Source organism: Microbacterium sp. EYE_78 (genome assembly GCF_023149035.1).
In the GTDB taxonomy this organism is placed as follows: Bacteria; Actinomycetota; Actinomycetes; order Actinomycetales; family Microbacteriaceae; genus Microbacterium.
On sequence record NZ_JAHXMY010000001.1, the window covers coordinates 838,611 to 863,440 of the forward strand.

The following is a 24,830-nucleotide window of genomic DNA, read 5'->3' on the forward strand; positions in this document are numbered from 1 at the left end:
TCACCCCGCCTTTCAGGAGCCTTTCGACCACGGTCGGTTAGGCTTTCGGAGTTCCAGTCCGGGGAGTGTTGTGTCCGTCCAGTCACGCGTACTATCGGGCCGCTACCGCGTCGATGACCTCATCGGCCGTGGCGGTATGGCTTCGGTGTACCGCGGCGAGGACCTGACGCTCGGTCGGGCGGTGGCGATCAAGCTGCTCGAGCCCGACCTCGCCGCAGACGGTGCGTTCCGCACGCGATTCCGCCTCGAGGCGCAGTCGGCGTCCCGGATGTCCCACCCCGCGATCGTCCGCGTCTTCGACGCCGGTGAGGAGACGAGGACGGATGCCGCGGGCCGGGCGCATCCCGAGCCCTACATCGTCATGGAGCTCGTCACCGGTCGCCTGCTGAAGGACATCATCGCCGAGGGGCCCGTCCCGCTCGACGACGCGCTGCGCTACACAGACGGCATCCTCGAAGCCCTCGAGTACTCGCACCGCGCGGGCGTGGTGCACCGCGACATCAAGCCCGGCAACGTGATGGTGACGGATGCCGGTCAGGTGAAGGTCATGGACTTCGGCATCGCACGCGCGGTGTCGGACTCGTCGTCCACGGTCGCCGAGACCACCAACATCATCGGCACCGCGTCGTACTTCTCGCCCGAGATGGCCAAGGGTGACCCGGTCGACGCGCGCGCCGACATCTACTCGGCCGGCATCGTGCTCTACGAGCTGCTCACCGGCCGGCCGCCCTTCCGCGGCGAGAACCCCATCGCCGTCGCCTACCAGCACGTGTCCGAGGCCCCGGTCCCACCGTCCGAGGTGACGGATGCCGCGCCTCGATCGCTCGACGCGCTCGTCCTGCGCGCGCTGGCGAAGGATCCCTTCCAGCGCCCGCAGACGGCTGTCGCCTTCCGGGATGCGCTGGCGTCCGCGACCGGTCGGAAGGCGCCGAGCAAGCGCCGCGTCGAATCGCTCAGCAACGAACTCTACGGCCCCGATCCTCGTCAGGCCGCCGAGACGGCTCGATCGCTTCGACAGTTGACGAGCGACGACACCATGCGTCGGACGCAGGCAGGGCCGCCCGTCGCGTGGGTCTGGGCGGGGATCGCGATGCTCGCCGTGCTCCTCCTCTCGGTCTTCATCTGGGTCAACACCATCCGGCCCGACACCGAGGCGATCAGTCCGAACGTCCTCAAGGTGCCCGACATCGTCACGATGACATGGGACCGGGCCGAGGAGGTGCTCGCCGACGAGGAGCTCCAGGCGCAGCGCGCGACGGAGGCGAGCGCCGAGATCCCCGAGGGTGCCGTCATCCGCACCGACCCCCTGGCGGGGACGACGGTGGCGCCCGGCGACCTCATCACCGTCTACGTCTCGAGCGGTGTGGAGACCTCCACCGTCCCGACGCTGGAGAACCTCACGCTCCAGGAGGCGACGACGGCGCTCGAGGACGCAGGGCTCCGCCTCGGCTCGGTGACACGGCGGAACGACCCGAAGCTCTCCGCGGACATCGTGATCAGTGCGACGGCCGGGGGATCCTCCGTCACCGACGGCTCGGAGTTGCCGGAGGACACGGCGGTCGACGTGGTGATCTCGAGCGGCACCGTCACCGTCGAGGACTTCGCGCTCAACTACTCCGTCGACAAGGCCGTCGAGATCCTCGAGTCCGAGGACTACGGACTGACGCCGGTCGTCGTCGAGGACCCGTCGTGTCCGGCCACCGATCCGCGGATGGTGAAGGTGCAGTCCGCGATCGGCGAGGTGCCGGTCCGAAGCGAGATCACACTCACGACCTGCAGCGGCTGACGCTCAGACCGGCTGGCGGTGCGGAGACAGACCGGCGCCGCGCGCCGCGGCGCCGGACACGCCGATGCCCTCCAGCCATGTGCCGAGCAGCAGATGGCCCCCGGCGGTCAGGACGCTCTCGGGATGGAATTGGACGCCGTGGATCGGCAGTGTCCGGTGGGTGAGCCCCATGACGGTGCCCTCCTGCGTCCACGCGGTGACGCGGAGGACGTCAGGGATGGTGTCCCGCGCCGCCGCCAGTGAGTGGTAGCGGTTCGCGATGAAAGGCTGGGGCATCCCGGCGAAGACACCGCTCCCGTCGTGCTGGACCAGGGATGTGCGACCGTGCATGACCTCGGTGGCGTACGACACCGTGCCGCCGAACGCGACGGCGATCGCCTGATGACCGAGACAGACGCCGAGCAGCGGGATCGCCCGGTCGCGGCACCGGCCGACGACCTCGAGGGACGCGCCCGCGTCCTCGGGTGTGCCTGGCCCCGGCGAGAGGAGGACGGCGCGGGAGGCATCCGTCCGCAGGAGCACGTCAGGGTCGTCCGATTCGATCAGATCGATCTCCGCACCGAGCTCCTGCAGATACCCGGCAAGGGTGTGGACGAAGCTGTCGTGGTTGTCGACGACGAGCACCCGGATGCCACCGCGCACGGTCAGCCTCCGCCGACCGTCGACTCCTCCGCGGGCCACAGCGTCTGGAACACCCACGGGAAGGCGTAGAAGTAGAGCAGGTAGAGGATCGCGGCGACCAGCGCCAGCAGGATGAAAACCCGCACCCACCAAGGGCCGGGCAGTACGCGCCAGAGTGCGGCGTACATCAGGCGGTCACTCCCTCGGTCAGCGACGCCGGCGGACCGTCCGCGGCGGGGGTGAACTCTTCGAAGACCGCGTACGCGATGATGCGCTCGAGCGAGTTGAATTTCGGCGCGCAGCTCGTCAGCGTCAGGTATTTGCCGTTCGCCGCGACATCCGTCTTGTTGGGGACGGGCAGCAGCACCTCGACCTGGGTGTCCTGCACGTACTCGAGCGACCGGAACCGGTAGGTGTAGTACCCGGCCTTCGTCTGCACGACGATCGCGTCGCCGATGACGAGCCGGTCGATGGGGTCGAAGGGCGCGCCCGAGGTCCACCGGTGCGCGGCATACGCGCTGTTGCCCTCGGCGCCCGGCATCGCAGTGTCGGGATAGTGCCCGATCTCGCCGCGGTCGAGGATGTCGGGTCGGGAGATGCCGGAGGCGATCCGGAACTGCCAGTCGGCTCCGAACCGGGGGACCCGCATGATGCCGAAGACCTCGGCGTGCGACTGCGCACCGAGGACGGGCACGGCGTCCGCCTCGGGGGTGTCGGCCGGGTCCGTCTCTCCCGGTTCTGGATCGGTCGGCTGCTCCTCGGCCTGGCCCGCCCACTCGTCCGCCAACGCCTGCGCCTGCGAATGCTGCTGATTCTGCACGATGGCATCGCCGATCCAGGTGTGCCATGAGACGTAGAGCAGGGCGACGACTCCGACGGTGATGAGGATCTCGCCGAGCACGCTCAGGAAGGTCGCGCGGTGCCGGGGACGACGGCGGCGGCGCGCGCGGCGCGTGGGGTGGTGCTCCGGGGAAGGCGAGGAGGTCACGGATCGGATCTTAGCCAGCGAAGGCTGTGCTGGGGCTGGCAGGTAGACTTCCAGCCATGGCACGTGGAGACAAGGACGAGGACCAGCTCGTCGAGCCCGAGGGCGATGCAGCCCCGAACCCGATCTGGTTCAAGCCGATCATGCTGGGCCTGATGCTGATCGGGCTCGTCTGGATCATCGTGTTCTATCTGAGCGGTCAGGCGCTCCCGATCCCGAGCATCGGGGCCTGGAACCTCGTCATCGGGTTCGGCATCGCGTTCGTGGGGTTCCTGATGACCACCCGCTGGCGCTGACGCTCCGACGTCCGCCGACAGGAATTACACCCGTGTGATTCATCCCCAGCTGGGGATGAATCTGTGGATAACTCAGAGATAGAGCAGTCCGGGCACCGTCACGGCGAGGGCGACCAGCGCAACACCGACGGTGACCAGCAGTCCCACCTGCAGCCCCTGACGATTGCGCGCGCGCGTGCGCGAGAAGATGAATGCCACGAGCAGCCCGACGAGCCCGCCGCCGATATGCGACTGCCACGAGACGCCCGAGCCGACGAACGAGAACACCAGGTTGATCCCCAACAGGATCGCGATCGGCAGGATGTTGACGCCCAGGTTGCGGCCGATGATGAGCATCGCGGTCAGCAGGCCCCAGACGGCGCCCGATGCTCCGACGACCGCGGATCCGGGCGCTATCAGGGCGACGAGCGCGGAGCCGCCGATGGCGCTGAGGACGTAGAGAGCCAGGAACCGGACCTTCCCGAGCAGCGGCTCGAGGCTCCGGCCCAATGCCCACAGCGCCAGCATGTTGAGGGCGACGTGGAACGGCAGCGGTGCGGAATGCACGAGCGCCACGGTGACCATCCGCCACGGCTCGAACGGTGCGCCGGTCGCCGGCACGACGTACGGCGGAGCGAAGGCGAGCGCACCCGTGACGGCGCCGCCGACGACGGGGATGAGCTGGATGACGTAGACCGCGATCGTCACGATCATGATCGCGTAGGTGACGACGGGGCGGTCGCCGCGCATCTTGCGCGCGAACCGCCCCGGCATCCGCTTCACCTCAGCGGACCGCGCGCCCTTCTGCTGCTCCGCGAGGCACTCCGGACAGATGACCCCCACCGGCATCGGTGTCTGGCACTCGTGGCAGATGGTGCGCAGGCACCGCTGACAGAGCACGAAGCTCTGGCGGTCGGGATGCCGGTAGCAGAAGTTGTCCGGGTTGGCCCGGGGATCGGCGGCGGTCACGAAGGGGTCAGGCCTCGGAGATCTCGATCGACGAGATGACGACGGGCTCGACGGGTCGGTCCTGTGCACCGGTCGGCACGGCGCTGATGGCGTCGACGACAGCGCGCGAGGCGTCGTCGGCGACCTCGCCGAAGATGGTGTGCTTGCCGTTGAGCCACGGCGTGGGATCGGTCGTGATGAAGAACTGCGAGCCGTTGGTGCCCTCGGCCTTGCCGGTGATGGCGTTGCGACGCAGCCCGGCGTTGGCCATGGCGAGCAGGTAGGGCTTCGCGAAGGTCAGTTCGGGGCTGATCTCGTCGTCGAAGTTGTAGCCCGGGCCGCCGATGCCCTGGCCGAGCGGGTCGCCGCCCTGGATCATGAAGCCCGGGATGATGCGGTGGAAGATGACGTCCGTGTAGAGGGGACCCTCGCCGGGCTTGCCGGTGGCGGGGTGGGTCCAGGCCTGGGATCCGTCGGCCAGACCGGTGAAGTTCTTGACGGTGCGCGGCGCCTGATCGCCGAACAGGTTGACGACGATGTCGCCGTGGGTGGTGTGCAGGGTCGCGACAGCGGAGTGAATCGGCATACTCATCATCCTCTCACTTGCAACCCCCCGCGCCGCCTGAATGCGTCTGGCAGTATGGACCCACTACGTCCCCGGATGACCCCGAAAAGGGAGGGCCCGTGAGCCTCAACCGCAAGACCAAGAAGGAACTCCGCAAGCTTCAGAAGCAGGCCGCGAACCTGTGGGAGTCGCAGCAGGTCCTGGTCGGCCAGGCCGGCGACGTCGCCCGTGAGGCGGGTCGCCAGCTCGGCAAGTACAACCACGACCACGTCGTGCCCGCCGCGAAGCACTCCTACGACAAGTTCGCCGCCCCCTACGTCGACCGGGGTGTCGACGCCGGTCGCAAGGTGCTGAACGACGCCATCGTCCCGGCCGCGGGTGCGGTCGTCGGGACCGCCTTGTCCGTGTGGGACGTCGCCAGCGACAAGCGCCACCGTCTCGCTCACGGCAAGGGCCTCGGCGGCTTCGACAGCGACGACTTCCGCAAGAAGGCGAAGAAGGCCGGCAAGAAGGCGACCAAGAAGCTGAGCGTCCCGCAGAAGAAGCAGGGCATCGGCGCCGGAGGCGTCATCGCGATCATCCTCGGCGTCGCTGCGACGGCCGGTGTGCTCTACGCCGCGTGGCAGACCCTTCGCGCGGACGACGAACTGTGGGTGGCGGACGACCCGCTGCGCGCACCGGATGCCTGAATCCTCGCCGGTCCCGTCGGAGCGCGTCGCAGCAGCGGCGCGCTCCCGGTCGTTGTCCGTCGAATTCGTCGCGCGCCCGGCGGCCGGCAGCCTCGAGGAGGCAGCCGCACTGCTCGGTCTCGGTCCCGCCGACATCGTGAAGACCCTCGTCGTCAAGCGCAGCGACGACACCTATCTCTTCGCGCTCGTCCCGGGCGATCGGGCGATCTCGTGGCCGAAGCTGCGGGCGGTCGTCGGCGTGAACAAGCTGCGGCTCCCGGATGCCGACCTCGCCCTCGCCGCCACGGGGTTCGAGCGCGGGACCATCACCCCGGTCGGCAGCACGACCGAGTGGCCGGTCTTCGCGGACGCATCCATCCGGGGGCGACGGATCGCCATGGGCGCGGGCGCGCACGGGTACAGCCTCTTCGTCGACGCCGACGAGCTGCTGGATGCCTACCGGGCGACGGTCGCCGACATCACCGACCCGATCGGCGAGCTGCAGCGCTGACACTCACTCCGACGGGATCAGCCCCGCCATCCTCATGGCGGTGTCGACGAGGCCGACACGAGTGAGCCCGGCGACATCGGAGATCCGGAACCACGCTGCCTCATCGGTGGAGCCGTCGGTCTCGTTGCGCAGGGCACCGCCGACGATGTGCGCGCGGTAGATGATCCGGAGCGCCTGCACCGGACCCTCGCCATGGAACCTGTCCTTCGCGGCGATCACGAACGAATCGGTACCGAGGATGCCGTCGAGTTCCACGTGGAACCCCGTCTCCTCGAAGACCTCCCGCACCGCGGCATCCATCGGATCCTCTCCGGGGTCGATGCCGCCGCCGGGCATGGTCCACGCAGGTCGCTGCGGGCTGTTCCAATGCGCGAGCAGGATCCGGTCGTCCTCGGTGACGACGGCGTAGGCAGCGACGCGGATGTCCACGGCCTCACCCTAGCGTCGGGGGACTGCCTGGGGCGCGAGCTCCCCAGCCACGCACCCCAGGCGATGTCGCAGGCATGCCCCAGAGTGCCCCGCGTACCCCCGCGGAGCTGCTGCCCATCGCTGGATCCGATCTTCGGGTGACCGTCTCCATCGGCGACATGTCCATGGTGCGCGCGTGACCGCAAGAGGAGCGCAACACCACCTCAAGGTCAGCGCAAGATGTCCGTCTTCTGCTCGGCGGAGGCGGCTGCCGCGTGCGGCGCACATCCCGGTGCGGGACACGAAACGCCGGCCCCCGAGGGGACCGGCGTTTCTGGACTGTGGAGCCTAGGAGATTCGAACTCCTGACATCCTGCTTGCAAAGCAGGCGCTCTACCAACTGAGCTAAGGCCCCCGGTGCGGTGACGGTGGGGCTACCAGGACTTGAACCTGGGACCTCTTCATTATCAGTGAAGCGCTCTAACCGCCTGAGCTATAGCCCCGTCGTTGCCGGCTCACGCCTGCAACCTCCAAGACTTTACCCGAAGAGGGCGCCGTTTGACGAATCCGGACGGACGGCGACCCGGGGCATCCCGGTGTTCTGGTTCACTGGCGTCATGAGCGCCCCCACCCACGTCGAACCGCACGCCGCGAACATCGGTCAGCGTCTCAACTGGCTGCGGGCGGGGGTGCTCGGGGCGAACGACGGCATCGTGTCGGTTGCGGCCGTCGCGGTCGGCGTGGCCGGCGCAACCGCGGACCTCGGTCCCATCGTCACGGCATCGTCGGCAGCCCTCGTGGGCGGTGCGATCTCCATGGCCCTCGGCGAATACGTCTCGGTGAGCAGCCAGCGCGACACCGAGCGCGCACTCATCGAGAAGGAGAAGCGCGAGCTCGCCGAGATGCCTGAGCAGGAACTGGCCGAGCTGACCGAGCTCTACCGCGAGAAGGGGCTCTCGGACGAGACGGCTCGGCGGGTGGCGGAGGAGCTGACGGCCCACGACGCGCTCGGTGCGCACCTCGATGCGGAACTCGGTATCGACCCCGACGAGCTGACCAGCCCGTGGCAGGCAGCCCTCTCGTCCGCGATCTCGTTCACGCTCGGAGCGCTGCTGCCGTTCCTGGCGATCCTGCTGCCCCCGGCGGAATGGCGTGTGCCCACGACGTTCGTCGCGGTGCTGATCGCGCTCGCACTCACCGGGACCATCTCAGCCGTGCTCGGTGGCGCCGGCAAGGTCCGCGCCGTCACCCGGCTCGTCGTCGGCGGCGCACTGGCCCTCGCCGTCACCTGGGCCCTTGGGCTGCTGCTGGGCACGTCCGTCCTGTGACGGGATGCCGCGGCATCCCGCTCAGTTCGAGGTGAAGCCGACGAGCAGTCCGCCGGTGACCTTGACCATCAGGTTGTAGATGCCGGCCATGACCGCGCCGAGCACCGTCACGACGATCAGGTTCAAGATCGCGACGACGGCCGCGAACGCCATCACCTGCGGCAGGTTGATCACCGAGGCGAGCGTGAAGCCGCTGTCGCCGTTGATCGCGCTGAGCAGCTCGTCGACCTGGCCGATGAGGCCGGTCGAGCTGATCACGAGGTAGACGAGGAACGTCGAGACCACGGTGACGATGGCGAGCGCCACCGCCGCGAGGAACGACAGCTTCACAGCCGACCAGAAGTCGAGGTACACGAGCCGCAGGCGGACCTGCTTCGCGGTCGTCCGGCTCGAGGACTTCTTGGCCAGCTTGTCGGCTACGGAGCTCATGCGTCACTCTCTTCGGGGGTCTCGGGGGCCGCAGTGGTGTCCGCGTCGGCAGGGTTCACCGCGTCGGCGGGGGCGTCGGGATCGGCGACGTCGGCCAGTCCACGCTCGCCGTTGCGTGCGATCGCAAGGATCCGGTCATCGTCGTCGGGCCGGGCGAAGACCACACCCATCGTGTCGCGGCCCTTCGCAGGCACCTCGGCAACGGCCGAGCGTACCACCTTGCCGCTGGCAAGAACCACGAGGACCTCGTCGTCGGCGCTGACGATCAGCCCGCCCGCGAGTTCGCCGCGGTCATCGTGCAGCTTGGCGACCTTGATGCCGAGGCCGCCGCGACCCTGGACGCGGTACTGGTCGACGGCGGTCCGCTTCGCGTATCCGCCCTGGGTGACGACGAACACGTAGCCCTCGTCACGGACGACGGATGCCGACAGCAGGCTGTCCGACTCGCGGAACGACATGCCCTTCACACCCTCGGTCGAGCGACCCATCGGGCGGAGCGACTCGTCGCTCGCGGTGAAGCGCAGCGACATGCCGAGGCGGGAGACCAGCAGGAGGTCGTCGGTCGAGTCGACGAGCATGGCGCTGACGAGCTCGTCGCCGCCCTCCTCGTCCTGCCCGCGCAGCCGGATCGCGATGATGCCGCCCTGACGGTTCGTGTCGTACTCGGTGAGCGCGGTCTTCTTGATCTTGCCGTCACGGGTGGCGAGCACTAGGTACTCGGCGGCCGCGTAGTCGCGGATGTCGAGGATCTGCGCGATCTCCTCGCCGGGCTGCAGGGCGAGGAGGTTCGCGACGTGCTGACCCTTGGCATCCCGACCGCCCTCGGGCAGCTCGTAGCCCTTCGCGCGGTAGACGCGGCCCTTCGTCGTGAAGAACAGGAGCCAGTGGTGCGTCGTCGAGACGAAGAAGTGCTCGACCACGTCGTCCGCGCGCAGCTGCGCGCCCTTCACGCCCTTGCCGCCGCGGTGCTGCGACCGGTAGTTGTCGCTGCGCGTGCGCTTGACGTAGCCGTTGCGCGTGACGGTGACGACGATCTCCTCTTCGGGGATCAGGTCCTCCATCGACATGTCGCCGTCGAAGCCGTGCAGGATGTGCGTGCGGCGCTCGTCCCCGAACTTCGCCACGATGTCGCCGAGCTCCTCGGCGATGATCGTGCTCTGACGGTCGCGCGAGGCGAGGATGTCGTTCAGGTCGGCGATCTTGATCTCGAGCTCGTTCGCCTCGTCGACGATCTTCTGCCGCTCGAGAGCCGCGAGTCGACGGAGCTGCATCGACAGGATGGCGTCGGCCTGCGCGTCGTCGATGTCTAGGAGTGACTTGAGTCCCTCGCGGGCCTCGTCGACGGTCGGCGAACGACGGATGAGGGCGATCACCTCGTCGAGCGCGTCGAGCGCCTTCAGGTATCCGCGCAGGATGTGCATGCGCTTCTCGGCCTCGCGCAGCCGATAGCGGGTGCGGCGGACGATGACCTCGAACTGGTGGGTCAGCCAGTAGCTGATGAATCCGTCGATCGGCAGCGTGCGCGGGACGCCGTCGACGATCGCCAGCATGTTGGCGCCGAAGTTCTCCTGCAGCTGCGTGTGCTTGTACAGGTTGTTCAGTACGACCTTCGCGACGGCGTCGCGCTTGAGCACGATGACCAGGCGCTGGCCGGTGCGATCACTCGTCTCGTCGCGGATGTCCGCGATGCCGCTCAGCTTGCCTTCGCGGGCGAGCGTCGTGATCTTCGCGGCGACGTTGTCGGGGTTCACCTGGTACGGCAGCTCGGTGATGACGAGGCAGGTCCGGTTCTGGATCTCCTCGACGCTCACGACGGCGCGCATCGTGATCGAGCCGCGGCCCGTGCGGTAGGCCTCGCGGATGCCCTTGGTGCCGAGGATCTGCGCGCCGGTCGGGAAGTCGGGACCGGGGATGCGCTCGAGGAGTGCGTCGAGCAGCTCCTCGCGGGAGGCATCCGGGTTCTGCAGCGCCCAGAGCGCGCCGTCGGCCACCTCGCGGAGGTTGTGCGGCGGGATGTTCGTCGCCATGCCGACCGCGATACCGACGGAACCGTTCACGAGGAGGTTCGGGAAGCGGGCGGGAAGAACCGCGGGCTCCTGCGTCCGACCGTCGTAGTTGTCCTCGAAGTCGACGGTCTCCTCGTCGATGTCGCGGACCATCTCGAGGGCGAGCTGGGCCATCTTCGTCTCGGTGTATCGCGGGGCGGCGGCACCCATGTTGCCGGGAGAGCCGAAGTTGCCCTGCCCGTCGGCGAGCGGGTACCGCAGCGACCACGGCTGCACGAGGCGGACCAGCGCGTCGTAGATCGCGCTGTCGCCGTGCGGGTGGTACTGACCCATGACCTCGCCGACGACGCGGGCGCACTTGGAGAACGCCTTGTCGGGACGGTAGCCGCCGTCGTACATGCCGTAGATCACGCGGCGGTGCACGGGCTTCAGACCGTCCCGCACATCCGGCAGCGCACGGCCGACGATGACGCTCATCGCGTAGTCGAGGTAGCTCCGCTGCATCTCGACCTGGAGGTCGACCTGATCGATGTTCCCGTGCTGGTAGCCGGCGTTCGGGTCCGGGCGCTCTTCGTCAGCCATGTTCTCTCAGTCTTCGTTCGTCGTCTCGTGCCGGGTGGGCGGACTCAGATGTCCAGGAAGCGGACGTCCTTCGCGTTGCGCTGGATGAATCCGCGCCGCGCTTCGACGTCCTCGCCCATCAGCACCGAGAAGATCTCGTCGGCGGCAGCGGCGTCGTCGATGGTGACCTGACGCAGCGTGCGCGTCTCGGGGTCCATCGTCGTCTCCCACAGTTCCTTGGCGTTCATCTCGCCGAGACCCTTGTAGCGCTGCACGCCGTTGTCCTTCGGGATGCGGTGACCCGCCGCCACGCCCTCGCGCAGCAGCGCATCGCGCTCGGCGTCGCTGTAGACGTACTCGTGCGGGGCATTCGACCACTTGAGGCGATACAGCGGCGGCTGCGCCAGGTAGACGTAGCCGGCTTCGACCAAGCCGCGCATGTACCGGAACAGGAGCGTCAGCAGGAGCGTCGTGATGTGCTGCCCGTCGACATCGGCATCCGCCATGAGGACGACCTTGTGATACCGCGCCTTCGCGACGTCGAAGTCCGGGCCGATGCCGGCGCCGAACGCCTGGATCATCGCCTGGATCTCGGCGTTGCCGAGGGCGCGGTCGAGACGCGCCTTCTCGACGTTGAGGATCTTGCCGCGCAGCGACAGGATCGCCTGGCGCTCGGGATCGCGCCCCGAGACGGCCGAGCCGCCGGCGGAATCGCCCTCGACGAGGAAGATCTCGCTGATGGACGGGTCCTTGCTCGTGCAGTCCTTGAGCTTCTCAGGCATGGATGCCGACTCGAAGACGCTCTTGCGGCGCGCCGTCTCGCGGGCCTTGCGCGCGGCCAGGCGCGCGGTGGCCGCCTCGAGGGCCTTCGTGATGATGAGCTTCGCCTGCGCGGGGTTGCGATCGAGCCAGTCGCTGAGCTGGTCGCCCACGACCTTCTGCACGAAGGCCTTCGCCTCGGTGTTGCCGAGCTTCGTCTTCGTCTGTCCCTCGAACTGCGGTTCGGAGAGCTTCACGGAGATGACGGCGGTGAGCCCCTCTCGGATGTCCTCGCCCGCGAGGTTCTCGTCCTTCTCCTTGAGGAGGTTCGCCTGGCGCGCGTAGCGGTTGATGTACATCGTCAGCGCGGCCCGGAACCCCTCTTCGTGGGTCCCGCCCTCGTGCGTGTTGATCGTGTTCGCGAAGGTGAAGACGTTCTCGGTGTACCCGGAGGTCCACTGCATCGCGAGCTCGAGCGAGATGTGTCGGACGGTGTCCTCGGACTCGATCTCGATGATCTCGTCGTTGACGACCTCGGCCTTGCGGACCTTGTTGAGGTACTCGACGTAGTCGACGAGGCCGCGCTCGTACAGGAAGTCGTCGCGGCGCTGACGCGTCTCGGACCCGCCCTCCTCGAGATCGACGACGTCGATCGCCTCGGGACGCTCGTCGGTGAGGATGATGCGCAGGCCCTTGTTGAGGAACGCCGTCTGCTGGAAGCGCGTGCGCAGCGTGTTGTAGTCGAAATCGACGGTCTCGAAGATGTCGGCGTCCGGCCAGAAGGTGACCGTCGTGCCGGTGGTCTCGCTCTCCTCGCCCTTCACGAGCGGGCCGTCGGGCTTGCCGCCCTTCGAGAAGCTCTGTCGCCAGACGTGGCCCTGCCGCGAGATCTGCACCTCGAAGCGGGTCGACAGCGCGTTCACCACGGACGATCCGACGCCGTGCAGACCGCCGGAGACCGCGTATCCGCCGCCGCCGAACTTGCCACCCGCATGCAGGACCGTGAGGACGACCTCGACGGTGGACTTGGTGGGGTCCGACGAGTGCGGGTCGACCGGGATGCCGCGACCGTTGTCGACGACGCGGAGACCGCCGTCGGCGAGGATCGTCACGCTGATCGTGTCGCAGTAGCCTGCGAGCGCCTCGTCGACGGAGTTGTCGACGATTTCGTAGACGAGATGGTGCAGCCCTCGCTCACCGGTCGAACCGATGTACATGCCGGGTCGCTTGCGGACGGCTTCCAGACCCTCGAGGACCTGGATCTCGTCGGCCCCGTACTCCGCGGGAATCCGGGGGCTGGAAGCGGGAGCGGGATCCTCGGGGAGGTTGTCGGGGGTATCTGACGTCATCGGTTTCGCGCGCTCCACATCCATCGTCTGGGCTTGTCCCCAGTCTAGTGCCTTGCGGGCCTCCTCCGCCTCTGCGCGGCGCTGTGGCGCCCGCAAATCGTCCGCAAGGCTGCGGGACGTGGGTCAGCCGTAGGTATCGCGAGGGCCCCGCCCTGGAACGGCTCTGGGGCCCCATTTCCACGAGGGGACGTCCGGCCCCACGAACCGCACCGACTCGACACCCGCCTCGGGGAAGCGTCGGATCAGCTCCGTGACGATCGTCGTCCGCATGAGGTGGAGGTTCTTGGCCCACGCCGTCGAATCGCACTGCACCGTCAGCACGCCATCGCTCAGCGCGACGGGATCCGCGTGGCGCGCCGTCTCCTCGCCCGCGACCTCGGCCCACTGCAGCACGAGGTCCTCCTTCGCCAGCTGGACGTCCCAACCGGACTGCCGCGTGAGATCGGCGAGCAGGTCTCCCACGCCCTTCGGGTCGCGACCGGCGGTGAAGGGCTGGTTCTCGTCGTCGTCGTTGCGGCGACGGCGGCGGCGCTTCTTCGCCGCGGACGGCTCGAGACCGCGCAGGCGGAAGTAGGTCGCGATGGTGAGGGGGACCTCGGATGCCTCGGGCGAGGTCGATGCGTCAGCCATCGGCATCCATCACGATCGTCCCCGCCTCGACGCGGACCGTGCGGGCACGGAGCGGCTCCGGGACGTCGGTGTCGACCGCCGCGGTCACGATGACCTGTTCGAAGTCCGCCACCACGCCGGCGAGGCGAGCCCGGCGATCGGCATCGAGCTCGGCGAACACGTCGTCGAGGATCACGATGGGATCGCCCAGACGCAGTTGGTCGCGCAGGAGCTGCGCCGACGCGAGTCGCAGCGAGAGCGCGGTCGACCAGGATTCGCCGTGCGAGGCGTAGCCCTTCACCGGCAGCCCGCGGAGGCGGAGGAGCAGATCGTCCCGGTGCGGACCGACGAGCGTCACGCCGCGATCCAGTTCCTGCACGCGCTTGGCAGCGAGTGCGGAGCGGAAGGATGCCTCGAGCGCCTCGACCCCACCGGGGAGGGGCTCGTCCGTCGATGCGGACGCGTCCTCCTCGGGATCCGCACCGGCGACGCTCAGGACCCACTCGAGTCTGGGGTCGTGGTCCGCCCCGGCGATCGCCTCATAGGCATCGCGCATCGGCTGGGCCAACTCGTCGGCCACGCGCAGCCGGGCGCGGATGATCTCCGTACCCAGCGAGACGAGTTTGTCGTCCCACACGTCGAGGGTCGTCAGCTGGTCCGCCTTCATCCCACGGGCCCGCGCCGACTTCAGCAGCGCCGTCCGCTGTTTGAGGACCCGGTCGTAGTCGCCGAGCACGCCGGACATGCGCGGCGCGCGCTGCACGAGCAGCTGATCGGCGAACCGGCGCCTCGCCGACGGGTCGCCGCGGACGATCTGCAGATCCTCCGGCGCGAAGAGCACGACCTGCGCGTAGCGCGGCAGCTCCGAGGTCCGCACCGGCGACCCGTTGACCCGCGCCTTGTTCGACCCGGATCGGTTCAGCTGCGCCTCGAGCTGGATGCGACGCTCGCCGTAGCCAAGTCGCGCCCGCACGAATGCGGCATCCGCCCCGTAGCGCACCATCGGCGCATCCTGCGAGACGCGGTGGGATCCCAGCGTCGCGAAGTAGCCGATCGCCTCGGCGAGGTTGGTCTTGCCCTGACCGTTGCGGCCCAGGAAGACGTTCGGTCCCGGCACCAGGGTCACGTCGGCAGCCGCATAGTTGCGGAAGTCCACGAGACTCAGGTGCTCGACGATCACCGGTTCAGCCTATGTCGGGAGTCCGACGCCCCGGTCGGGCGTCAGCGCAGCAGCAGGTTCGGCTGGAGCAGGTACTTGAACGTCTCGGGTGTGCCGGAGGTCTGCGGGGTGATGAGCACCGGGCTGAGCTTGTTCGCGTTCTCGCTCGAGGTGAACGTGACGCGCGTGAACTCGCTCTTGACCGCACCGAGGGCTTCGAGCAGGTACTGCGGGTTCAGGCCCAGCGTGACATCCTCGCCGGTGAGCGTCGCGTCGACCGATTCGGTGGCGCGGGCCTGCTCGGTGCCGGCGGCATCCATCGACACGCCCTCGTCGGTGAACGTGAACCGCAGCGGCGCTGAGCGGTCGAGGACGAGCGACACCCGACGGACGGCCTCGGCGAGTTCGGCGGTGTTGACCACGGCGTAGTGCTCGGTCTGTGCGGGGAACAGCCGCCGGACCGGCGGGAAGTTTCCCTTGATCAGCAGCGAGGTGACCGTCTTGTTGCCCGCGGTGAAGGCGATGATCTCGCGGTCACCCGAGCCGGAGAACGACACCTGGATGTCGCCGGAGTGCGAGAAGGTCTTGCCGACCTCGGTGAGCGTGCGGGCCGGGACCAGCGCGGTGGTCGCCTCTTCGCGTGCGACGGCGCCGCTGTCGAAGGTGATCTCTCGCAGCGCGACGCGGTAGCGGTCGGTTGCGACGAGACTCAGCTCGTTGCCGGTGACCTCGAGCTGGACGCCGGTGAGGACGGGCGTGACGTCGTCACGGGATGCCGCGAAGGCCACCTGCGCGATGGCGGTGGAGAAATCGTCGCCGGGGACGAGTCCCGAGTCGCCGGAGACCTCGGGGATGGCGGGGTATTCCGCCACCGGCATGGCCGCGAGGGTGAAGCGCGCCGACCCGCAGGTCAGGAGGATCTCGCCGTCGGCGTCCTGCGTGATCTGGATCGGAGCGTTCGGCAGCCGGCTGGCGATCTCGGACAGCAGTCGACCGTGCACCAGGATCGTGCCGGGCTCGTCGACCGTCGCCTCGATGACCGTGCGGGCGGATGCCTCGTAGTCGAACGCGGCGAGTGACAGGCCCTCATCCGTCGCCTCGATCAGCACGCCGGCCAGGATCGGCTGGGGATTGCGCTGCGGGAGCAGTTTCACGACGAAGGACACGGCTTCGCTGAATACGTCGCGGTTGACGTGGAACTTCACTGATGCTCCCTTGACGTGGGGATGGGCCCTCTCATGCTAGTGCCCAGGTACCGCCGGTTCGGAAGCCGACGAGCATCGGTCTTCGGCACGCCGTCGTCCCCTCGGTGTGATCGGACCGGGTTTCAATTCAAGAGTTCTCTGTCATGGTGTTAACAGCTGTGGAAACTGTGGATAAGTCGGTGGATAGCAGTCGACGAGCCGGAACCACACGCGTGTAACTTGTGAGCGACTTGCGGAAAGACGGGCGCGAACTGCCGCCCGCCGTCCGACGCCGAGACCGACTCATCCACAGGCGGATGCCGTTCGTTCACATTCGAAGCGGCGCGGCGCACAGTTATCCACAGGCTTTCCACACTGTGGGAAACGGGCATTGTGGGGGTGCGGGAGTCCCCCTGTCAAATGCGCGGACGCGCACGGGCGTGCCGCGCCCGGCATCGGCTCAGCGGGCGGAGCGGCCGAGCTGCGAGGTGATCTCGGAGACCTGGTTGTAGATCGAGCGCCGCTCCTTCATGAGCTCGCTGATCTTCTTGTACGCGTACATGACCGTCGTGTGGTCGCGGTTGCCGAAGAGCTGCCCGATCTTCGGGAGCGACAGACTCGTCCGCTCGCGGCACAGGTACATGGCGATCTGACGAGCCGTGGCGACCGACTGCGACCGGCTGGAGCCGTAGAGGTCGTCGACCGTGAGACGGAAGTACTGCGCGGTCGCGGAGATGATGTCGGTCGGCGAGATGATGTTCGCGTCGTCCTGGTCGACGATGTCGCGGAGCACCGTCTGCGCAAGGGAGATGTCGAGGTTCGACCGGTTGAGGCTGGCGAAGGCCGAGACCCGGATGAGGGCGCCCTCGAGTTCGCGGATGTTGCTCGACACCTTGGTCGCGATGTATTCGAGCACCTCGTCCGGGACCTGCAGACGCTCGGACTGCGCCTTCTTGCGGAGGATCGCGATGCGGGTCTCGAGGTCGGGCGCCTGCACGTCGGTGATGAGGCCCCATTCGAAGCGGCTCCGCATCCGATCCTCGAAGCCGGTGAGGTGACGGGGCGGGACGTCGCTGGTGATCACGACCTGCTTGTCGTGATCGTGCAGCTGGTTGAACGTGTGGAAGAAGGCCTCCTGCGTCTCGGCGCGACCCTGCAGGAACTGGATGTCGTCGATCAGGAGGATGTCGACGTCGCGGTAGCGGGCCTGGAAAGCGGAGGCGCGGTTGTTCACGATCGAGTTGATGAAGTCGTTCGTGAACTCCTCGCTCGAGACGTACCGGACCTTGATCCCCGCGTAGAGGTTGATCGCGTAGTCGCCGATGGCGTGCAGGAGGTGGGTCTTGCCGAGGCCGGAGTCGCCGTAGATGAAGAGCGGGTTGTAGGCCTTCGCGGGCGCCTCGGCGACGGCGACGGCGGCCGCGTGGGCGAAGCGGTTGGACTGGCCGATGACGAAGTTGTCGAAGGTGTACTTCGGGTTCAGTCGGGTGTCGTTGCGGGATGCCGGGGCCGCGGGTTCGGCGTAGTCCTCGGCGCTGGGACGCGTCGGGGTGGATGAGGTCGGTGCCAAGGCGGACTGCACGGGGACCGGCGCGGTGAGGTGCGCGTCACCGAGCTCCGGGTTGACCACGACGCGGAAGGTGCTGGCGGCAGGCTCGGCGTGGACCTGCGCGAGCGCTTCCATGATCGGACCGCGGAGGCGCTTGTTGAACTGGCCGGCGGTGAGATCGTTGGGGACGTCGAGATACAGCGTCCCGCTCATGACCCCCTGCGCGACGGCGAGGTTCACGAAGCCGTGCAGCTGCGGGGTGACCCTGTCATCGTGTGCCAGGACGTCGAGCACGGCGGTCCAGACGGGGACATCTGGAAGATCGCGCTCGGACATGGCCCTCCCGGGTGTGGAGAAAGATGTGCAGGGGTCTGTGCACAACCTGTGGATAAGTATCCGCATCACGCTAGTCACCGGCGACGCGCAAGGCAAAATCAACTGTAGAACCGGCCCGCGTGTCGTCGCCAGCGCCTGTGTACAACCAGTGCATACTGGCGGGTCGGCCGGGCGGGTTTGGGATCTCGGGGAAGTCGACGTATCCTAGGTCGGTTGACTTATGCCCGTCCGGCGTGAGTCCCCCATGTACCTGTGTCCCCGGTCTTAGAGCGTTCGGGTGACCCCGCCCATCCGGAGTGATCTTCATGAGCAAGCGCACGTTCCAGCCCAACAACCGCCGCCGCGCCAAGAAGCACGGCTTCCGCGCCCGCATGCGCACGCGCGCCGGCCGCGCCATCCTTTCGGCTCGCCGCTCCAAGGGGCGCACCGAGCTCTCGGCCTGACCCGCAGACGGTGCTGGCGCGCGGGAACCGCATCACCCGCGGGACGGACTACCGAGCCGTCGTCCGCGGCGGTGCCCGGTGCGCCGCAGCGCACACCGTGACCCACGTGGTCGCCACGTCAGAACAGCGCCCCCCACGCTTCGGCTTCATCGTGAGCAAGCAGGTGGGGGGCGCTGTCGTGCGCAACACGGTGCGCCGCCGGCTGAAGGCCATCTGCGCCGAGGTGCTGCCCGAGGTTCGGGTCGGTGCCGACGTCGTGATCCGAGCACTGCCGGCGTCGGCATCGGCGGACTTCGCGACGCTGCGGTCCGAGGTCGTCCGGTGTCTCGAGCGCAAGGCGGCAGCGTGAGCAGTGCTCCCCTTCCGTCGTACACGCGAGGCCACGCGGGGCTCGACGGCGCATCCGTCATCGGTCTGATGGCGCTGGTCCCGCGGAACGCCCTCATCGGCGTGCTCCATGGCTATCGGGCAACGGTCTCCCAGCTGTACGGCGATGTCTGCAAGTACTATCCGTCGTGTTCGGCCTATGCCCTGGGTGCCGTGCAGCAGCACGGCGCGGTCAAGGGGGCGGCGCTCACCGCGGCGCGGCTCGCACGGTGCCACCCCTGGGCGGCAGGCGGGATCGACGACGTCCCCCCGCACTCGCATTTCCGACACGACTTGACTCCGCACGGCTTCGTCGTGCCCCTGAGAAAGGACTGATCCCTTGTTGGATCTCTTCGCGGCGACGCTCGAGCCGCTCCCGAATCCCACGACGCCCCGTCCCGGTGATCTCGACTTCTTCAGCATCATCCTGTGGCCGTTCAAGTTCGTCGTCGAGGCGATCCTCGTCTTCTGGCACTGGATCTTCACGTCGATCGGTCTTGCTCCGGATGCCGGTCTGACCTGGGTTTTGTCCATTGTCGGGCTCGTTGTCGTCGTCCGGGCCGCCCTCATCCCGCTCTTCGTCCGGCAGATCAAGAGCCAGCGCAAGATGCTCGAACTCGCCCCCGAGATGCGGAAGATTCAGGAGCGCTACAAGGGCAAGCGCGACCAGCTGTCACGAGAAGCCATGAGTCGGGAGACCATGGCGATGTACAAGAAGCACGGCACGACACCGCTGTCGAGCTGCATGCCGCTGCTGGTGCAGATGCCGATCCTGCTCGGCATGTTTTACACGCTCAGCGAGGTGAAGCGTCACGCGGAGTGGGGCGTGGGTGGCACCGGGCTGCTGAACGCGACCTTGACGCGCGAGTTCTACAACGCCGAACTCTTCGGTGTGGCGCCGCTCCACGTCAACATGATCGATGCGATCAACACGAATCAGACGGCGACGGTCGTCATCCTCGTGATCCTCGTCGTCCTGATGATCGTCTCGCAGTTCTTCACGCAGTTGCAGATCATCTCGAAGAACCTGTCGCCCGAGGCCAAGACGGGCCAGGCGTACCAGATGCAGAAGATCATGCTGTACGTCCTCCCCCTGGCGTTCATCTTCTCGGGTGTCTTCTTCCCGCTGGGTGTGGTCATGTACTGGTTCGTGTCGAATCTCTGGACCATGGCGCAGCAGTTCATCGTGATTCGCAACCTGCCGACCCCCGGCTCGGAAGCCGCGAAGGCCCGCGACGAGCGTCTCGCACGCAAGGGCAAGGCGCTCGACGCGAACGGCAAGGTGATCCCGCTCGAGAAGTACGAGGCTGAGCAGCGCCGTCTGTTCGAAGAGGCGGAGCGGGTGAAGGCGGAGGCACCGAAGCGACAGCAGCCGGTGAGCAAGCAGCGCGCGAAGAAGCAGGCCCAGAAAGGCAAGCAGGACCCCGCGTCCTGACTCGGATCGAAGGAATCCCATGACGCAGACCGACAACACCCTCGACTCCCGCTCGACCCCGACCGTCGAGCAGCTCGAGCAGGAAGGCGATGTCGCGGCCGATTTCGTCGAAGGCATCCTGGACATCGCCGATATCGACGGTGACCTCACGCTGGACGTGCGGGCGGGGCGGGCGTACGTCTCCGTCGAGAACGAACAGCCTCAGGCGCTCTCACTGCTGTCGGATCCGGACACGGTCCAGGCATTGCAGGAATTGACCCGGATCGCAGTCCAGACCAAGACCGGCCGCTTCTCGCGGTTGATCCTCGACGTCGGTGGATCTCGTGATGCTCGTCGCGGGCAGCTACAGAAGCTCGTCGAGCGCGCGATCGAGCGCCTCGAGGACGGTGCGTCCCAGGCGTCGCTTCCGGCCATGTCGAGCTACGAACGGAAGCTCATCCACGACATCGCTGCTGAGCACGGGCTCGTCTCCGAGTCGTACGGCGAGGGTGCAGACCGCCACACGGTCCTCCGCCGTGCCTGACGTTTCACGTGAAACCACCGGCGTAGAAGCGGAGCCGGCGTCGGCGTCCGTCCTCTTCGGTCAGCGCGTGGAACTCGCCCGCCGGTTCACTGCCGCGTTGGCGGAACAGGGTGAAGAACGCGGACTCATCGGCCCGCTCGAGCTGCCCCGGCTTTGGAGTCGCCACATCCTGAACAGCGCTGTCGCGGCTCCGCTGTTCTCCGCGGGATCCCGGGTCGGCGACATCGGCTCCGGTGCCGGTCTGCCGGGTATCGTGCTCGCGATCGCACGACCGGATGTTCGGTTCGTGCTCATCGAACCGATGGAGCGCCGCATCGCCTGGCTCACCGAGCAGACCGAAGCGCTCGAGCTCGACAACGTCGAGGTCGTGCGCGGGCGCGGTGAGGACTGGACCGAGGGTGCGGTGCTGGACGCCGTCACCGCACGAGCTGTCAGCGCCCTGCGCACACTCATCCCGATCACCGCGCCGCTGGTGCGGGACGGCGGTGAACTCGTGCTCCTGAAGGGAGCGAACGCGGCGAACGAGATCGCCGCAGCGGAGAAGGCCATCCGCCGTTTCCGTCTCTCCGATGTGCGTGTCGAGCCGGTCGGTGAAGGCGTCATCGACGAACCCACTCGGGTCATCCGCGCAACGGTCCGCTGACGCGCAACGGGGCGTTCTCGGCCCCGCCCCCGCTGACCGATCCGCGCTGAGGATCGCGCTCAGTGTCTCGTTTTCGGCGAAACAGCAGATCAGCTGTCTATTCTGCCGTGTCGGAATTCGATGCATTCGGGCTGATTCGAGCTCACGGGGTGCCGTGACACACACGATGTGTTCCGTCGTGAAATCGATTCGACCTCGCCCGACTCGCGCGCTGTTCTCCCCCATGACACCGGCGTTCCGCGGCACCGATCCGTGCGAGTACCACGTTGAGGGCCCTCCGATGTCGCGCTGGACCGTTACACAGCGGCGGCGGCATCCACCTGACGGCGCACACTGGTGGTGGGTGTGTTGCACGAGCACCTCACGCATGGTCACGGGAGTGACCGGCGGCGTGAGCAACTGAGACTGCACGACCTCGGGAGTGAGATCGTGGAGGTGCGACCGACCTGCGATCTCGTCATGGTGCTGGAGGTTGGTGCAGGCGGCGGACGGCGTGTTTCACGTGAAACACCGAAGCTGCGCCGCCAATGGGACACCTCAGCTGCATTGCGCGACATCGACGACTCGGTTGTCGACGCAGCGCGGGTGCGAGATTGCGACGCGGACGAACGTCTCACGTGAAACGCGAGCCGTTTCCTGTGTTCGTGCCGATCTACTGGGTTGGGCGTCGTACGGGACCGATGGATCGAGGGGTCGTGGGTTGCACCGCAGTGCGGTGGGTTCAGACCGGGTCGACGTTTGATGTAACGGTCACGACGACGATCCACGTGAAACGTAAGTCTTGGCTGCTTGCGCGCGCGCTGTTGACCGGGTCGAGCCTCAGACAGGACCGAGGTGGTCAGAGGGTCGTGACTCGCGCGGCAGCGGGTGACCATGCACTGAGCCGACGTCGGATGACACGCTCGAGACGACCGTTTCACGTGAAACGCTGGATTCGAAGAAACAGCGCGGTGAGTCGGTCCGGCGTTCACCCCAAGTCCACATCCGCTTCCGCGGAATGGCTCGCGTCGACTTGGACCGCTCCGCTGAACGCGTCGCCCACTGCTGCGACGATGAAGCACTGTCCCGCGGACGCCGACGGGGTGGGCCCCGGCCCTCGGCGACGCGTGACCACCGGCCGCCTACCGGGCGCCCTATCGATGTTTCACGTGAAACAATAGCGGCTCGTCACTCTCCACTAGTGCTCGTGCAACCCCGGCTCACAAATGTTTCACGTGAAACAGAAACGCCGGAGCGCCCATGATCGGCGTTGAGATGGCAGCAGCCGCCGATGTTTCACGTGAAACCCCGCCACGAACTGCCGGGTCCCGCGGATGTGGGGGCCCTCGACTACAGTGGGAGAGTCCTCGACGCGACAGGAGTTTCAGGTGCAGGAATCGGAGAACGCGACCTCTCCCGCACCCTTCTCTCTCGACGACAGTCCCATCGCCCGACAGCTCGCTGATCTGACCTCCCGGCGCAAGGTGCTGGAGGACACCCGTGTGGAGTTCGACGGCACGACGCGCGTCCTCACGGTGTCCAACCAAAAGGGCGGGGTCGGTAAGACGACGACCACCGTCAATCTCGCCGCCGGTCTCGCGTCGGTGGGAGCGAAAGTCCTCGTAATCGACCTGGACCCGCAGGGGAACGCCTCCACCGCGCTCGGAGTACCCCACAGTGCCGATGTCCCGAGTGTGTACGACGTCCTCATCGACGAGGAGCCACTGGCATCCATCATCCAGACCAGTCCTGAGTCGGACAATCTGCTGTGCGCGCCGTCGACGATCCATCTCGCAGGAGCGGAGATCGAGTTGGTCTCGCAGGTCGCCCGTGAGCACAGGCTTCGGACGGCACTGGATGCCTACCTGAGCGACCATCACGTCGATTTCGTGTTCATCGACTGCCCGCCGTCGCTCGGCCTGCTCACGATCAACGCCTTCACGGCTGCCTCCGAGCTCCTGATCCCGATCCAGTGCGAGTACTACGCGCTGGAAGGGCTCAGCCAACTGCTGGGCAGCGTGTCGATGATCCAGAAGCACCTGAACCGAGACCTCCACCTCTCCTCGATCCTCCTCACGATGTACGACGGCCGCACGAGACTGGCACAGCAGGTCGCGGACGAGGTGCGGACGCACTTCCCGGAACGCGTCCTCAGCACCGTCATCCCGCGTTCGGTCCGGGTGTCCGAGGCGCCGAGCTTCGGACAGACGGTCATCGCGTACGACGGGCAGTCCGCCGGAGCGGTCGCGTACCGCGAAGCAGCTGTGGAGCTCGTTCGTCGGGGACAACAGCACAATGAAGGGGCACACTGATGGCCAAGCGAACCGGACTGGGCCGAGGTATCGGCGCCCTGATCCCCACCTCCTCCGAATCTGCAGAGGCTCGGCCCGTCGACGTCTTCTTCCCGGGCGCCTCGCTGACCGAGAAGAACAAGGCGAAGGCCGAGTCGAACGGGGCGGGGGATGCCTCGGAGGTCACGGTCGCCGTCGATGCGCCGCCGGCTGCGCCGGACGAAGCCCCGGAACGGGAGGAGGCGACCCCGGACCTCGTCGTCATCCCGGGGATGCGCCTCATCGAGGTCGATCCTCAGTCGATCGTCCCGAACCCGCGCCAGCCGCGGTCGAACTTCGATCCCGATGATCTTGCTGAGCTCGTGCACAGCGTCCGCGAGTTCGGCGTGCTGCAGCCGGTCGTCGTCCGGCGCAACGACGACGGGGACTACGAGCTCATCATGGGTGAGCGTCGCACCCGAGCAGCGCGCGAGGCGGGTCTCGCCAGCATCCCGGCTGTCCTTCGCGAGACCGAGGATGAGAACCTCCTGCGCGACGCGCTGCTCGAGAACCTGCACCGTTCGCAGTTGAACCCCCTCGAGGAAGCCTCCGCCTATGCGCAGCTGCTCGAGGACTTCGGGATCACGCAGGAGGAGCTCGCGACCCGCATCGGGCGGTCCCGCCCGCAGATCAGCAACACCATCCGTCTGCTGAAGCTCCCCGTGCCGGTGCAGCAGCGGGTCGCCGCCGGCGTCCTGAGCGCCGGCCACGCTCGCGCAATCCTGTCGGTCGACGACCCTGATGGCATGCAGCGGCTGGCGGACAAGATCGTCAACGAGGATCTGTCGGTCCGAGCGGCCGAGGCCGCGGCGAAGACCATCGGCAACCGCGTGCGCCCGCTCCCGAAGGCGGGCACGCGTCGCGCGCACCTGGATGACGTGGCCGATCGTCTTGGTGACCGTCTGAACACGAAGGTCCGCATCGCCCTCAGCGCTCGGAAAGGCCAGATCAGCATCGATTTTGCGACGATCCAGGATCTCAACCGGATCCTTGGCGAGCTCGGCGAGACGGAGTACGGCGCAGTCTGACGTCCTCGTCGGCACCGCCTCGACGACCGCGTCGGCGCGTAGGCTGG

26 protein-coding genes and 2 tRNA genes are annotated in these 24,830 nt (G+C 67.5%); 13 read left to right on the plus strand and 15 right to left on the minus strand.

Annotated features, from left to right (window positions below; translation table 11 throughout):
• Nucleotides 1–70 precede the first annotated feature (70 nt).
• On the plus strand, nt 71–1,786 hold the full coding sequence (gene pknB, locus KZX17_RS04000) for a Stk1 family PASTA domain-containing Ser/Thr kinase (protein WP_308194506.1): 1,716 nt from the start codon (nt 71–73) through the stop codon (nt 1,784–1,786).
• 3 nt (nt 1,787–1,789) lie between these two features.
• Here pknB and KZX17_RS04005 read toward each other — a convergent pair whose 3' ends face one another.
• From KZX17_RS04005 to KZX17_RS04015, 3 genes are read right to left on the minus strand one after another with little or no spacing between them, the layout of a single operon-like run.
• Nucleotides 1,790–2,428, minus strand: a complete 639-nt coding sequence (locus KZX17_RS04005) for a gamma-glutamyl-gamma-aminobutyrate hydrolase family protein (RefSeq protein WP_248170631.1) — start codon at nt 2,426–2,428, stop codon at nt 1,790–1,792.
• Between the two features lie 2 nt (nt 2,429–2,430).
• Nucleotides 2,431–2,595: a hypothetical protein gene (locus tag KZX17_RS04010; protein ID WP_248170630.1), complete on the minus strand. Its 165-nt coding sequence runs from the start codon at nt 2,593–2,595 to the stop codon at nt 2,431–2,433.
• Complete coding sequence (locus tag KZX17_RS04015; protein ID WP_248170629.1) at nt 2,595–3,395, minus strand: class E sortase; 801 nt, start codon at nt 3,393–3,395, stop codon at nt 2,595–2,597. Before KZX17_RS04015 ends, KZX17_RS04010 begins: the two co-directional genes overlap by 1 nt.
• 56 nt (nt 3,396–3,451) lie before the next feature.
• Here KZX17_RS04015 and KZX17_RS04020 point away from each other — a divergent pair, with 56 nt between their 5' ends.
• The gene (locus tag KZX17_RS04020; protein WP_248170628.1) at nt 3,452–3,688 is read left to right on the plus strand and encodes a cell division protein CrgA; all 237 of its coding nucleotides are present in this window, start codon (nt 3,452–3,454) and stop codon (nt 3,686–3,688) included.
• A 72-nt stretch (nt 3,689–3,760) separates the two neighbouring features.
• Here the strand turns inward: KZX17_RS04020 and KZX17_RS04025 are convergent, their stop codons facing one another.
• Nucleotides 3,761–4,636, minus strand: coding sequence for a rhomboid family intramembrane serine protease (locus KZX17_RS04025; protein WP_248170627.1), 876 nt, complete (start codon nt 4,634–4,636; stop codon nt 3,761–3,763).
• Nucleotides 4,637–4,643: 7 nt separating this feature from the next.
• Nucleotides 4,644–5,201, minus strand: coding sequence for a peptidylprolyl isomerase (locus tag KZX17_RS04030; RefSeq protein WP_248170626.1), 558 nt, complete (start codon nt 5,199–5,201; stop codon nt 4,644–4,646).
• 98 nt (nt 5,202–5,299) lie between these two features.
• Here KZX17_RS04030 and KZX17_RS04035 point away from each other — a divergent pair, with 98 nt between their 5' ends.
• The gene (locus KZX17_RS04035) at nt 5,300–5,869 is read left to right on the plus strand and encodes a DNA helicase (RefSeq protein ID WP_248170625.1); all 570 of its coding nucleotides are present in this window, start codon (nt 5,300–5,302) and stop codon (nt 5,867–5,869) included.
• On the plus strand, nt 5,862–6,359 hold the full coding sequence (locus tag KZX17_RS04040; RefSeq protein WP_248170624.1) for an aminoacyl-tRNA deacylase: 498 nt from the start codon (nt 5,862–5,864) through the stop codon (nt 6,357–6,359). Before KZX17_RS04035 ends, KZX17_RS04040 begins: the two co-directional genes overlap by 8 nt.
• Nucleotides 6,360–6,362: 3 nt before the next feature.
• Here KZX17_RS04040 and KZX17_RS04045 read toward each other — a convergent pair whose 3' ends face one another.
• The 3 genes from KZX17_RS04045 to KZX17_RS04055 form a co-directional block, all read right to left on the minus strand.
• Complete coding sequence (locus tag KZX17_RS04045) at nt 6,363–6,788, minus strand: NUDIX hydrolase (RefSeq protein ID WP_248170623.1); 426 nt, start codon at nt 6,786–6,788, stop codon at nt 6,363–6,365.
• Between the two features lie 321 nt (nt 6,789–7,109).
• A tRNA-Ala gene (locus KZX17_RS04050) sits at nt 7,110–7,182 on the minus strand.
• A 14-nt stretch (nt 7,183–7,196) separates the two neighbouring features.
• A tRNA-Ile gene (locus tag KZX17_RS04055) sits at nt 7,197–7,270 on the minus strand.
• A 114-nt stretch (nt 7,271–7,384) separates the two neighbouring features.
• Between KZX17_RS04055 and KZX17_RS04060 the strand changes: the two genes are divergently transcribed.
• Nucleotides 7,385–8,095 carry a VIT family protein gene (locus KZX17_RS04060; protein ID WP_248170622.1) on the plus strand — a complete coding sequence of 237 codons (711 nt, stop codon included), beginning with the start codon at nt 7,385–7,387 and terminating at the stop codon, nt 8,093–8,095.
• A 21-nt stretch (nt 8,096–8,116) separates the two neighbouring features.
• Here KZX17_RS04060 and KZX17_RS04065 read toward each other — a convergent pair whose 3' ends face one another.
• The 7 genes from KZX17_RS04065 to dnaA all read right to left on the minus strand — a co-directional run bounded on the left by KZX17_RS04065 (nt 8,117) and on the right by dnaA (nt 18,036).
• On the minus strand, nt 8,117–8,524 hold the full coding sequence (locus KZX17_RS04065; protein WP_248170621.1) for a DUF3566 domain-containing protein: 408 nt from the start codon (nt 8,522–8,524) through the stop codon (nt 8,117–8,119).
• Complete coding sequence (gyrA, locus tag KZX17_RS04070) at nt 8,521–11,112, minus strand: DNA gyrase subunit A (protein ID WP_248170620.1); 2,592 nt, start codon at nt 11,110–11,112, stop codon at nt 8,521–8,523. Before gyrA ends, KZX17_RS04065 begins: the two co-directional genes overlap by 4 nt.
• A 44-nt stretch (nt 11,113–11,156) precedes the next feature.
• Nucleotides 11,157–13,199: a DNA topoisomerase (ATP-hydrolyzing) subunit B gene (gyrB, locus tag KZX17_RS04075; protein WP_248170619.1), complete on the minus strand. Its 2,043-nt coding sequence runs from the start codon at nt 13,197–13,199 to the stop codon at nt 11,157–11,159.
• Between the two features lie 123 nt (nt 13,200–13,322).
• Entirely contained in the window at nt 13,323–13,829 is a 507-nt protein-coding gene (locus tag KZX17_RS04080) for a DUF721 domain-containing protein (RefSeq protein ID WP_374107901.1), read from the minus strand.
• Nucleotides 13,822–14,988, minus strand: a complete 1,167-nt coding sequence (gene recF, locus KZX17_RS04085; RefSeq protein WP_248170617.1) for a DNA replication/repair protein RecF — start codon at nt 14,986–14,988, stop codon at nt 13,822–13,824. The genes KZX17_RS04080 and recF overlap by 8 nt, the downstream gene beginning before the upstream one ends.
• Before the next feature lie 41 nt (nt 14,989–15,029).
• On the minus strand, nt 15,030–16,172 hold the full coding sequence (gene dnaN / locus KZX17_RS04090; protein ID WP_248170615.1) for a DNA polymerase III subunit beta: 1,143 nt from the start codon (nt 16,170–16,172) through the stop codon (nt 15,030–15,032).
• Nucleotides 16,173–16,611: 439 nt separating this feature from the next.
• Nucleotides 16,612–18,036, minus strand: a complete 1,425-nt coding sequence (dnaA, locus tag KZX17_RS04095) for a chromosomal replication initiator protein DnaA (protein ID WP_248170613.1) — start codon at nt 18,034–18,036, stop codon at nt 16,612–16,614.
• Nucleotides 18,037–18,341: 305 nt separating this feature from the next.
• Between dnaA and rpmH the strand changes: the two genes are divergently transcribed.
• The 8 genes from rpmH (at nt 18,342) to KZX17_RS04135 (ending at nt 24,783) form a co-directional block, all read left to right on the plus strand.
• Nucleotides 18,342–18,479 carry a 50S ribosomal protein L34 gene (gene rpmH / locus KZX17_RS04100; protein ID WP_064002918.1) on the plus strand — a complete coding sequence of 46 codons (138 nt, stop codon included), beginning with the start codon at nt 18,342–18,344 and terminating at the stop codon, nt 18,477–18,479.
• Nucleotides 18,480–18,489: 10 nt separating this feature from the next.
• Nucleotides 18,490–18,828 (plus strand): ribonuclease P protein component, encoded by a 339-nt coding sequence (gene rnpA, locus KZX17_RS04105; protein WP_248170612.1) that lies wholly within the window; start codon nt 18,490–18,492, stop codon nt 18,826–18,828.
• Nucleotides 18,829–18,896: 68 nt separating this feature from the next.
• Nucleotides 18,897–19,181, plus strand: a complete 285-nt coding sequence (yidD, locus tag KZX17_RS04110) for a membrane protein insertion efficiency factor YidD (RefSeq protein WP_248171659.1) — start codon at nt 18,897–18,899, stop codon at nt 19,179–19,181.
• A gap of 7 nt (nt 19,182–19,188) precedes the next feature.
• On the plus strand, nt 19,189–20,280 hold the full coding sequence (yidC, locus tag KZX17_RS04115; protein WP_248171658.1) for a membrane protein insertase YidC: 1,092 nt from the start codon (nt 19,189–19,191) through the stop codon (nt 20,278–20,280).
• Between the two features lie 19 nt (nt 20,281–20,299).
• Complete coding sequence (locus KZX17_RS04120) at nt 20,300–20,803, plus strand: R3H domain-containing nucleic acid-binding protein (protein WP_248170611.1); 504 nt, start codon at nt 20,300–20,302, stop codon at nt 20,801–20,803.
• On the plus strand, nt 20,796–21,446 hold the full coding sequence (rsmG, locus tag KZX17_RS04125; protein WP_248170610.1) for a 16S rRNA (guanine(527)-N(7))-methyltransferase RsmG: 651 nt from the start codon (nt 20,796–20,798) through the stop codon (nt 21,444–21,446). The genes KZX17_RS04120 and rsmG overlap by 8 nt, the downstream gene beginning before the upstream one ends.
• 1,367 nt (nt 21,447–22,813) lie before the next feature.
• Entirely contained in the window at nt 22,814–23,737 is a 924-nt protein-coding gene (locus tag KZX17_RS04130) for a ParA family protein (RefSeq protein WP_248170609.1), read from the plus strand.
• Nucleotides 23,737–24,783 carry a ParB/RepB/Spo0J family partition protein gene (locus KZX17_RS04135; RefSeq protein WP_248170608.1) on the plus strand — a complete coding sequence of 349 codons (1,047 nt, stop codon included), beginning with the start codon at nt 23,737–23,739 and terminating at the stop codon, nt 24,781–24,783. The genes KZX17_RS04130 and KZX17_RS04135 overlap by 1 nt, the downstream gene beginning before the upstream one ends.
• The last annotated feature ends 47 nt before the right edge of the window (nt 24,784–24,830 follow it).

Excerpts from the sequence above, each read along its gene's own strand:
- KZX17_RS04010 (WP_248170630.1), bottom strand. The coding sequence starts at position 2,595 with ATGTACGCCGCACTCTGGCGCGTACTGCCCGGCCCTTGGTGGGTGCGG.
- KZX17_RS04020 (WP_248170628.1), top strand. The coding sequence starts at position 3,452 with ATGGCACGTGGAGACAAGGACGAGGACCAGCTCGTCGAGCCCGAGGGC.
- KZX17_RS04030 (WP_248170626.1), bottom strand. The coding sequence starts at position 5,201 with ATGCCGATTCACTCCGCTGTCGCGACCCTGCACACCACCCACGGCGAC.
- KZX17_RS04040 (WP_248170624.1), top strand. The coding sequence starts at position 5,862 with ATGCCTGAATCCTCGCCGGTCCCGTCGGAGCGCGTCGCAGCAGCGGCG.
- KZX17_RS04060 (WP_248170622.1), top strand. The coding sequence starts at position 7,385 with ATGAGCGCCCCCACCCACGTCGAACCGCACGCCGCGAACATCGGTCAG.
- KZX17_RS04065 (WP_248170621.1), bottom strand. The coding sequence starts at position 8,524 with ATGAGCTCCGTAGCCGACAAGCTGGCCAAGAAGTCCTCGAGCCGGACG.
- gyrA (WP_248170620.1), bottom strand. The coding sequence starts at position 11,112 with ATGGCTGACGAAGAGCGCCCGGACCCGAACGCCGGCTACCAGCACGGG.
- gyrB (WP_248170619.1), bottom strand. The coding sequence starts at position 13,199 with ATGACGTCAGATACCCCCGACAACCTCCCCGAGGATCCCGCTCCCGCT.
- KZX17_RS04080 (WP_374107901.1), bottom strand. The coding sequence starts at position 13,829 with ATGGCTGACGCATCGACCTCGCCCGAGGCATCCGAGGTCCCCCTCACC.
- dnaA (WP_248170613.1), bottom strand. The coding sequence starts at position 18,036 with ATGTCCGAGCGCGATCTTCCAGATGTCCCCGTCTGGACCGCCGTGCTC.
- rpmH (WP_064002918.1), top strand. The coding sequence starts at position 18,342 with ATGAGCAAGCGCACGTTCCAGCCCAACAACCGCCGCCGCGCCAAGAAG.
- yidD (WP_248171659.1), top strand. The coding sequence starts at position 18,897 with ATGGCGCTGGTCCCGCGGAACGCCCTCATCGGCGTGCTCCATGGCTAT.
- KZX17_RS04120 (WP_248170611.1), top strand. The coding sequence starts at position 20,300 with ATGACGCAGACCGACAACACCCTCGACTCCCGCTCGACCCCGACCGTC.
- KZX17_RS04135 (WP_248170608.1), top strand. The coding sequence starts at position 23,737 with ATGGCCAAGCGAACCGGACTGGGCCGAGGTATCGGCGCCCTGATCCCC.